Source organism: Methanothermococcus sp. (assembly GCF_015523155.1).
Lineage (GTDB): Archaea > AGJL01 > Methanococci > Methanococcales > Methanococcaceae > Methanofervidicoccus.
Window position 1 is genome coordinate 1 of record NZ_WAKW01000033.1, and the last position, 9,160, is coordinate 9,160.

The window sequence follows — 9,160 nt, forward strand, 5'->3', positions numbered from 1 at the left end:
ATATTATATTGTTGTAAATTATTATGCTAATATTTAACATTAAATGAATGATAATACCCTATGAAAAAAATGGTAAAAATTAAAGAATATTTAAAATAAAATTCGTTTTTTAAATTATTCTTTCCATATATGATATATAATTTTTTAAAATTTGGTGATATTATGGAATTAAGGTTAAATTCTGGAAATATAATAAATAAAAATGTTCATGAGGTTGGAATAATAGCATTAGGTTCCTTTTTAGAGAATCATGGTTCAGTTTTACCAATAGATACAGATGCAAAAATAGCCTCCTATATCTCTTTAAATGTTTCAATTATAACTGGTGCAAAATTTTTAGGTGTAGTTCTGCCATCTACTGAGTACAATTATGTAAAGCATGGCATACATAACAAACCTGAGGATGTTATAAGATATATAAAATGCATTGTAAAAGAGGGAAAAAAACTTGGTGTTAGGAAATATTTAATAATAAATTGTCATGGTGGAAATATAATTATATCCAATTTATTAAATGATTTGGAAAATCAATACGATGTAAAAATAATATTAAAAAATATAACATTTACTCACGCTGCAACCGAAGAACTCTCTGTTGGAAGCGTAATAGGAATAGCAGACGATACTGAAAATAAATTAAAAGAGCATGATTTTAATAAATACCCTGAAATAGGCATGGTTGGATTAAAAGAAGCTAGGGAGAACAACATATATATTGATAAAGAGGCAAAAATTGTTGAAAAATATGGGGTTAAAATTGATAAAAAACTCGGTGAAGAAATTTTAAAAAAAGCCATTTTTGAATGTGTGGAAATTATTAAAGAATTGAGTAATAAAAACCTACATTAAATATTGTTAAAAGAATATAACTTATAAAAGTATTCTAAAATAAATAGATGAAATTAATTAAAAATATATATAAAAATATAGGGAGGGAAAAATTTGCAAAAACAAAGATTTTGTTTGGATACCACGGCAATTACAGATAGTGAGATTAGGAAATCACTTGGAGTAAATACAATTTCTGAATCAGCCGAAAAAATACTTAATTTAATAGCAGAATCCAGAGTTCAGTTGGATATCTCATGTCATATTCCATATCCTAGTGTATATAATGAGCTTGTTGGATTCTTAAAAAGGGAAGGATGCCCTGAGGAAGTTTTAATTAAAGTTGATACATGGCTTGTAAAGAAAACACCAAATAGATATGAAATAAAACTTCCAGCAGAGATACTTTATGAGTATATAAGGGATTTAAGAGAGAGAATAAATAAAGGTATGAGAATAAGTGAAAATGCAATGTATGAAACAGCATCAGAGGCTTATATGCTTTCACAAGATGAAGAAAAAGATAAAAAGGCATTGATAGATGATGTGTTATCAAAAACTGTAAATTCATTTAGGAATAAATATAGAACTGCACTTAGAACTGGAACTCTAGATAGTGCACCAGATTTAGATGTATTATTGCTTGCAAAGGAGCTCGACGCCGCAGTGGTTGCAAGTGATGAAGGCATTGAAAAATGGGCCCAGCGTCTTGGGTTAAGATTTGTTAAGGCAAAGGATTTTCCATTTATACTTAAAGAATATTTAAATATTTATGAGAAAAAAATTTAATTAATTATTTTATGTTCTAATAAGATATATTATTTTCTATATTTATATATATAAATTTTGGCAATGAAAACTTATGAATGTATATATTTCTATGGAAAATTAAATTTTGAAAATAAAATATTTTATATTTCAAAACACATAAATATTTTAAATAAATTATTCATATTATTAATATATATATAAATTTTTTAAGGTAAGATTATGGGCGCTAAAATTGTAGAAGGAAAATTTTTGAAAACAGGCGAGGATTTTGAAGAACTAATCAAAAATTTACAGGATTTCAATGGATATTTAAGATTAACTATAAAGAAAGATAATGGTTTTGAAGAGGGGTATATCTTTTTAGAAAATAATTTACCTGTGGGATATTATTATATATACAACAACAATGAAGTTTTTGGAAAAAAAGCTGTCGATTATATTGAGGAAATGAAAAAAAATAAGAGTATTGTGGAGTTGTATCAGTATGATGAAAGCAAATTAAAACTAATGAAAGATTTATTTAAAGAGATGTTTTTAGATAAATCTGAATCAAAAGCACATGAAAAAGAAAAAGAAAAGATACTCGAAAGTCAATCCTCATGCAAATATCAAAAAATAATATTGGATATTCCCAGTGGAAAGCCCTTAAAAATGGGAACAAGTGGAGATTATAAAGAATATTTGGAAAATTATAGGCTATTGGATGTGTTTAAAAAAGACGGTAGTGGATTTAAAAGAGGTTATGTTGTATATTGTAATAAAGAACCTATTTTAGCTGCTTATGAGGATAATAATGGAGTATTATTCGGAAATGACGCATGTAAATTTGTTAAAGAACTCCTAAATGATTCAGATGCAATTATAGATATATACGAATACAATATTGAAAAGATAGATATATTAACAGAATATTACCCACAGATTAGGCTAAAAAAAGGGAATTTAGAACATGAAGGAAGTAAAAGTGAGCCCAATACAGAGAATTTAGATGAGTTTATATCTGACTTGTATAAGAAAAAAGAAATGCTCTTCACCATGGGCGAAAAAGAAGAAAACAATGAAAACGATGAACCATTAAATAAAGAAGAACTTCTAAAAAAACTAGGGATAAAGGCACCAAATGATGATATGATAGATAACCTCATTAAAAATACCATGATTCCTGAGAGTTATGAATTGGATAATATAAAAGATGAATTAACGGAAAAAATTTCAGAATTCTTAAAAAATCAAAATGATATTCAAGAATATTCAATTGATATTTCAGTGGAGTATAACAATAGATATGTTTGTAATTGCACGATAAAATTAAAACCTAAAAAGATATTTGGAATTGTAAAAAAGGAATTAAACCTACAATATATAAAAGATAATATATATAATATATTAAACAACTATGTTATAAATCTAGATTCAAAGGTATCTGTTGAGTTAGTATAGGTGTTTTTATGGAGCTTATATACATATTTATTATAATGTTGATTTTAGGGTTTTCAATTACAACTGTGGTATGGAAAATATATGTTCAACAAAAAATTAAATTGAAAGAAAAAGAAAAAGAAGAACTTGAAAACGAGATTATAGAAGGGTTGCTTGAACTAAAAAAACATACCCTAAAATCCAATGATAAAAAATTATCTGATAAATATGATTTACTTGAAATAGCTTTTGAAAATAATGTATTAGATATAACCATAGCGAATGAGGAAGGATTACCAGTTATATCTACGCTTAAAAACCCTGATGAGGACTCTGCACAATACAGTGCATTATTTCAAAAAGTCAACAAATCAATAAATAGCAATCTGTTAAAAGTAAGTATTAAAAGTGAAGAGGGCTATAAGACCATACATTCTATTATTAAAAACGGTATAGTGTTGTATGTTATTTTTAGTTCCAATGTAGAACTCGATCCAATTAATGAAAGAAAATTGATAAAGGATATACTAAATATTCTCGATAACTACATTCCAAATTAAAAATATTTTTTAAAAAGGCAGATGATGATGTTATCCCCGGCTGATTATGATGAGAAAACTTAAAAAACTGATGCCTTTATTTTTTTAATTTATTTTATTTAATATTTAGATATTTATTAATCTATATTTACAAATTAAAGATATTAAAAAATAAAAAATAGAAAAATAATTATAATCTTTCAGCAAAAGCAAATTTTTGTTTTACTGATGTAATTTTAACTGTGAGTGTTTCTCCTTTTGTAGTGTTGGGGACGAATATAACGAATCCTTCGATTCTTGCTATTCCATCACCCCCTCTTCCTACATCTTCAATTGTTACATCATATTCTTTTCCTTCAACAACAGGAACATGTCTTTCATTTCTGTATTCGCCAAAAACCATTTTATTCACCTAAGTTAGAGATATATTTATTTATTCACCATATTTATGGTTAATTATAACTTAGTTTTATAGTATATAAACCTATCTATTGTTTATTATTTAAAACGATAATACATAATATATAAAAAACTAAAATAGAAGTGGTGATTTTTTGATTAGTGAGGTATTTTCATCTATTATGGGAGAAGGAAAGTTTATTGGAAGAAGATATATTTTTGTTAGATTTAAAGGATGTCCTCTGAACTGTATATACTGCGATGAATATGTAAAGGATGATATTCCATGCAGGGTTGAAGAAATTCCCGGAAGTAGAGAGTTTAAAGAATATCCTGATATAGAAGATAAATTAATTGATGTGGTAGGTAAATTAAAAACCCCTGATTTGTTTGCAGTATCATTTACAGGAGGGGAGCCTTTATTATATTCCAATGAAATAAAAAAATATTCTGAAATTCTTCACGATTTAGGTTATAAAACTCATCTGGAAAGCAACGGCATGTATCCCGATAGAATAAGTTTTTTTGATTATGCTTCAATAGATATAAAGCTTCCAGAACATTTTAATGATATGAAAATTGAAGAGTACAAAAAACTTTATAAAAACGAATTAAAATCTATAAAAAAACTATATGATTTAGGTTCTAATGTATATGCAAAGATAGTAATTATGGAGAATACAAATCCAGCGGTTATAGGGGATATTGCAAAGGATTTATCAGATATTGGGGATATTATGTTATGCATACAGCCAGTGAGCTCATGTTTAAATATAAACACCACACCGACTCAAAAGAAGTTATTGGATATTATGGAATTATGCGGAGCTCACCTAAATGACAATGTAATTTGCACTTCACAGATGCATAAGTATTTGGGCATGCTATAAAAAAATAAATAAAATAAAATATATAAAAAATATAATAAAAAGTGAAAATAAATAAAAAGGGATAAAAAAAGAGAATAACTAAAAAATGAATAAAAATTAATTTAGGAAATTATTTGGATTCCAATACATAAGCCCCAGGACCTAATTTTGTGTAGTATATTGGGCAATCCCATGTTTCTTTAAATATTTTTTTAACTTCCAAAACATGCTCTTTTTTAGGCAATGATATTATTGCAGGTCCTGAACCACTTATTGTAATTCCATACACCAAATCTTTTACCTTTTCTTTAATTTCTGAGTATCCATCTATTAATGAAGCCCTACATGGTTCAACCACAGCATCCTGCATCATGTATTTTCCAAAGAGCTCTATGTTATTGGTATGAAGTGCATAAACCATTCCACATGCTTTTCCTACATTATTTACCATGTCTTTTATAGGAATATTTTTTGGAACAATTTCCCTAGCTTCTTTTGTGGATATTTGTATGTTTGGAAGAGCTACGAGCACTTCAAATTCCACATGGGTGTGGAGCACTTCCAATGGTTCGTAATTAACAACCATTGTGAATCCACCAAATATTGCAGGTGCAACATTGTCTGCATGTGGAACTCCTGCGGCAACAGCTTCACCTAATGATGCGTATTTGGTGATCTCTAATTTTGAAAGTTTTAAATCAAACAATTCATTCATTGCCACAGCAACACCTGCACAGGATGCAGAACTACTTCCCAATCCACTTCCCGGCTTTATGCCCTTTTCAATATGTATGTGAATATTATCGGATATATTGAAATCTTCCATCATTTTTTTAGCTACAACTCCAGCCGTGTTTTTATCCACATCTGTGGGTATTTCCTCGCATTTCTCTCCTTCCATAGATATGGTTATTTTCTCATCATCATCTGTTTTCATAATTGTGATGGTGTCGTAGGGTTCATAAAGTGCTAACCCAAAAACATCATAACCGGGTCCTAAATTTGCAGAAGTCCCGGGAGAACATACTTTAACCATTTTCATAATCTCACCTAATGATAGATATAAATACACATAATTAAATAAAATTATAATATGCAATATGCCATATGTTGTTAATAATATATAATATATTATATGGGAAGGTGGCAACTTTTAGATTGTTAAAAACGATAAATATTTTTGGTGATATTATAAGGGGAGCTCTTGTTTTAATTAGTATATTTGTATATTTAGTAGCATTTTGTGGATGTATAGACAATAGTAAAGATAACGGAAATACGATAAATAAGATAAATGAATTTAAGGTAGTTCCAGCAGACGAGGCGACATTTAAGGAATTTGTTAGTAAATCAACAGCCCATAGTTATGAATACTACAATATACTTGGTGGATTCAATACTGCATCAAGAGGAGTAGCAAAAGGTTCAGATTTACCCGTCTCAGAATCGGCTATTTCCACAGACTCATATGGTGTAGAAAGATATTCTGAAACCAATGTGCAGGTAAAAGGCATAGATGAAGCAGACATAGTAAAAACTGATGGGAATTATATTTATTTCACACCACCGGGAAGATCATATTGTAAAATTCGACCCAAAATATCCTCATCCTACGGAATTATGGCAACATATATAATAGATGCCCTTCCACCAGAATCTGCAAAAGTCATCAATAAGATTTCAGAAGGAGGCACCCTTTACCTATACAATGATAATTTAATAATAATTGACTATGGCAATGACAAAATATTAAACTACAATGTATCAAATCCAAAAAATCCAATATTAAAATGGGAAAAAGATTTAAATGGTTCTTATGTGGATTCAAGGGTTTATAATGGAAAGTTGTATTTAATTGTATCAAAATTTGATTATATAGTCTGTCCAATCATTTGGAATGATGTAAAAATAAATTATAATAAATATTACATTCCAATAGTCCCAAACACTGTATCGGGTAATTTTGACAGAACATATATAATATCATCACATAAACAGCGGAAGAAAAATAAATAATGCAATTGCCACATCAGGCACTTATAATACCACAATATATATGTCAAGAAATAATATCTATTTCACATACCATCTAATGCCCAATGAAAATAAACTATTTATCAACTTCTTAAAGGAAAATTCAAATAAATACTTCCCAGATACCACTGCCAATTTAATTGATAAAGTTCTGAGCTCTGAGCTCTTGGTGATGAAGCAAAATATGTTGAAATTAGAACACTATTGGAAGGATATTTTAAAACCCTTCCAAGTGAAGAGAGAATGAACCTAATGAATGAAATAAATAAAGACTATGAAATATATCTTGAAGAACATTGGGAAGAGCTGGAAAAAACTGGGGATAATGAAGATAAATATAAACACATTTGAAGTTAAAAGTGGGAGCGTTCCCGGAAGATTGATAAACCAATTTGCAATGGACGAATATAATAACAATTTAAGAGTTGCTACAACAATAGGAAATTATTGGAAATTTAGGGATAGAACTACCAATAATTTATATATTCTTGATGATGAACTAAATATAAAAGGAAAACTTACTAATCTTGAAAAAGGAGAGCGAATATACGCCGTTAGATTTATGGGAGATACTGCTTATGTTATCACATATAGAAAAACTGACCCTTTACTTGTGATAGATTTGAAAGACCCTGAAAATCCAAAACACCTTGGAAAATTGAAAATTCCAGGATATTCAACATATTTACATCCAATAGGAAATAATAAATTTATAGGCATAGGAAAGGACGATGATAGAAAATTAAAAATCTCACTATTTGATATGAGCGATTACAATAGTCCAAAAGAGTTGGATAAATACAAACTTCCTGAATATTGGTCAGAAGCACTATATAACCATCATGCGTTTTTATGGGATGAAGATAATGGCATAGTGATTTTACCTGTGGGAGCTCATGCTTATATGTTCAAAATAGAAGATGATAAAATAACAATGAAAAAAGACGATAAGCATAAATCAAACGTTTTAAGGTCTTTATATATTAACAACTATATATACACATTTTCAAATGAAGAAGTACATATATTGATGAAAATAGCTGGAATATGATTAAAAAAATAGATTTAATTAATTACATCGATTATTCTAAAAATTAATATTAATAAAAATAATATATAATGTATTTTTTTATTTTTTCAAATATTTATTCAAATAACCCCTTGGAGTAATCATTTTATTATCTACTATTTTTGTGTTTGAGTTTCCAACTATTAAGGTTGTATTCATATCAATATATTTCATATATTCATCTAAATTATCCATTAAATCGTTTATTGTGGTTATTTTATATTCTTCTGAATCTCTTCCAGCATTTTTGACGATTCCAATAACATAATTTATTTTTCGTTTTTCAGCATAATTTTTGATAATATTCAGAGTCTTTAAAAATGGTTCTTTTCTTGATTTACTTAATGGATTATATACTGCGATAACAAAATCTCCTTCCAATGCACATTTAACCCTATTTAATATGACATCCAATGGTGTGAGCAAATCACTTAAACTAATTACACAAAAATCATGATTTAGCGGGGCTCCCAATATTGCCGAGCATATGCTTGCAGATGTTAAACCACTTATTACTTTTATAGGAACATCGACATTGTTTTTTTCACTGAGCTCATAGGCAAGGGATGCCATACCGTAGATTGTAGCATCTCCACTTGATACAAGTGCGACATCTTTATCTTTTGCTTCATTTAGGGCGTAGTTTGTTCTGTCAATTTCTTTTTTCATTCCAGATGTGTAAATTGGCTTGTTAAATCGTTTTATAAATTTCTTATAACCTTTATAGCAGACAATTAAATCGACATTGTTTAAAATGGTCTCTGCCTCTTCTGTAAAAAAATCTTTATTGCCCGGCCCTATTCCAACGATATAAAGCATAGTATCACATAAATCACATAATTTAGATTCCATAGGAAAAATATATTTAAAATAATCTTAATAAATGGTAGCTGTGTCAGACAGTGCTGATGTCGTCATCCTGAATAAAAATATTTATTCAGTCAGTGGGGGTAACTCTCATCATCCACATTAGTATGTTGCAAAAATAGATATTTAAAGGTATTGATAAACATTTCCATCCATCAATGGTCTGATTTTAACACAATTAAAATCTTTCCGCATATATGAATAAGATAAAAAGATTTCCATCCATCAATGGTCTGATTTTAACTGAATATTGTTGAACAAAATGGAAAAATGATTTTAGAAATTTCCATCCATCAATGGTCTGATTTTAACTATGACACCATAACCTCCTTAAAAAATTAAAAAACGATTTCCATCCATCAATG

The 9,160-nt window shown here is 28.4% G+C and carries 11 protein-coding genes; 8 read left to right on the plus strand and 3 right to left on the minus strand.

What is annotated here, in order from left to right:
- Positions 1 to 162: 162 nt before the first annotated feature.
- The 4 genes from arfB to F7B34_RS03685 all read left to right on the plus strand — a co-directional run bounded on the left by arfB (position 163) and on the right by F7B34_RS03685 (position 3,578).
- On the plus strand, positions 163 to 849 hold the full coding sequence (arfB, locus tag F7B34_RS03670) for a 2-amino-5-formylamino-6-ribosylaminopyrimidin-4(3H)-one 5'-monophosphate deformylase (protein ID WP_292460448.1): 687 nt from the start codon (positions 163 to 165) through the stop codon (positions 847 to 849).
- A 93-nt stretch (positions 850 to 942) separates the two neighbouring features.
- Positions 943 to 1,617 carry an RNA ligase partner protein gene (locus F7B34_RS03675; protein WP_292460450.1) on the plus strand — a complete coding sequence of 225 codons (675 nt, stop codon included), beginning with the start codon at positions 943 to 945 and terminating at the stop codon, positions 1,615 to 1,617.
- Between the two features lie 201 nt (positions 1,618 to 1,818).
- A complete protein-coding gene (locus tag F7B34_RS03680) occupies positions 1,819 to 3,039 on the plus strand; it encodes a DUF2226 domain-containing protein (RefSeq protein WP_292460451.1) in 1,221 nt (406 codons plus the stop codon).
- A gap of 8 nt (positions 3,040 to 3,047) precedes the next feature.
- Positions 3,048 to 3,578 (plus strand): hypothetical protein, encoded by a 531-nt coding sequence (locus F7B34_RS03685; RefSeq protein ID WP_292460453.1) that lies wholly within the window; start codon positions 3,048 to 3,050, stop codon positions 3,576 to 3,578.
- A gap of 169 nt (positions 3,579 to 3,747) precedes the next feature.
- On the opposite strand, the gene F7B34_RS03690 is transcribed toward F7B34_RS03685, so the two are convergent.
- Entirely contained in the window at positions 3,748 to 3,960 is a 213-nt protein-coding gene (locus F7B34_RS03690; RefSeq protein ID WP_292460455.1) for a TRAM domain-containing protein, read from the minus strand.
- Between the two features lie 151 nt (positions 3,961 to 4,111).
- On the opposite strand from F7B34_RS03690, the gene F7B34_RS03695 reads away from it, so the two are divergent.
- The gene (locus F7B34_RS03695; protein ID WP_292460457.1) at positions 4,112 to 4,846 is read left to right on the plus strand and encodes a 7-carboxy-7-deazaguanine synthase QueE; all 735 of its coding nucleotides are present in this window, start codon (positions 4,112 to 4,114) and stop codon (positions 4,844 to 4,846) included.
- 109 nt (positions 4,847 to 4,955) lie between these two features.
- On the opposite strand, the gene F7B34_RS03700 is transcribed toward F7B34_RS03695, so the two are convergent.
- Entirely contained in the window at positions 4,956 to 5,867 is a 912-nt protein-coding gene (locus tag F7B34_RS03700; RefSeq protein WP_292460459.1) for a homoserine kinase, read from the minus strand.
- 116 nt (positions 5,868 to 5,983) lie between these two features.
- Here F7B34_RS03700 and F7B34_RS03705 point away from each other — a divergent pair, with 116 nt between their 5' ends.
- The 3 genes from F7B34_RS03705 to F7B34_RS03715 all read left to right on the plus strand — a co-directional run bounded on the left by F7B34_RS03705 (position 5,984) and on the right by F7B34_RS03715 (position 7,910).
- Positions 5,984 to 6,841, plus strand: a complete 858-nt coding sequence (locus F7B34_RS03705) for a beta-propeller domain-containing protein (protein WP_292460461.1) — start codon at positions 5,984 to 5,986, stop codon at positions 6,839 to 6,841.
- A gap of 76 nt (positions 6,842 to 6,917) precedes the next feature.
- The gene (locus tag F7B34_RS03710) at positions 6,918 to 7,106 is read left to right on the plus strand and encodes a hypothetical protein (protein ID WP_292460462.1); all 189 of its coding nucleotides are present in this window, start codon (positions 6,918 to 6,920) and stop codon (positions 7,104 to 7,106) included.
- A 78-nt stretch (positions 7,107 to 7,184) separates the two neighbouring features.
- Positions 7,185 to 7,910: a beta-propeller domain-containing protein gene (locus tag F7B34_RS03715; RefSeq protein WP_292460464.1), complete on the plus strand. Its 726-nt coding sequence runs from the start codon at positions 7,185 to 7,187 to the stop codon at positions 7,908 to 7,910.
- Between the two features lie 78 nt (positions 7,911 to 7,988).
- Here F7B34_RS03715 and cobJ read toward each other — a convergent pair whose 3' ends face one another.
- Positions 7,989 to 8,747: a precorrin-3B C(17)-methyltransferase gene (gene cobJ / locus F7B34_RS03720; protein WP_292460465.1), complete on the minus strand. Its 759-nt coding sequence runs from the start codon at positions 8,745 to 8,747 to the stop codon at positions 7,989 to 7,991.
- Positions 8,748 to 9,160 lie beyond the last annotated feature (413 nt).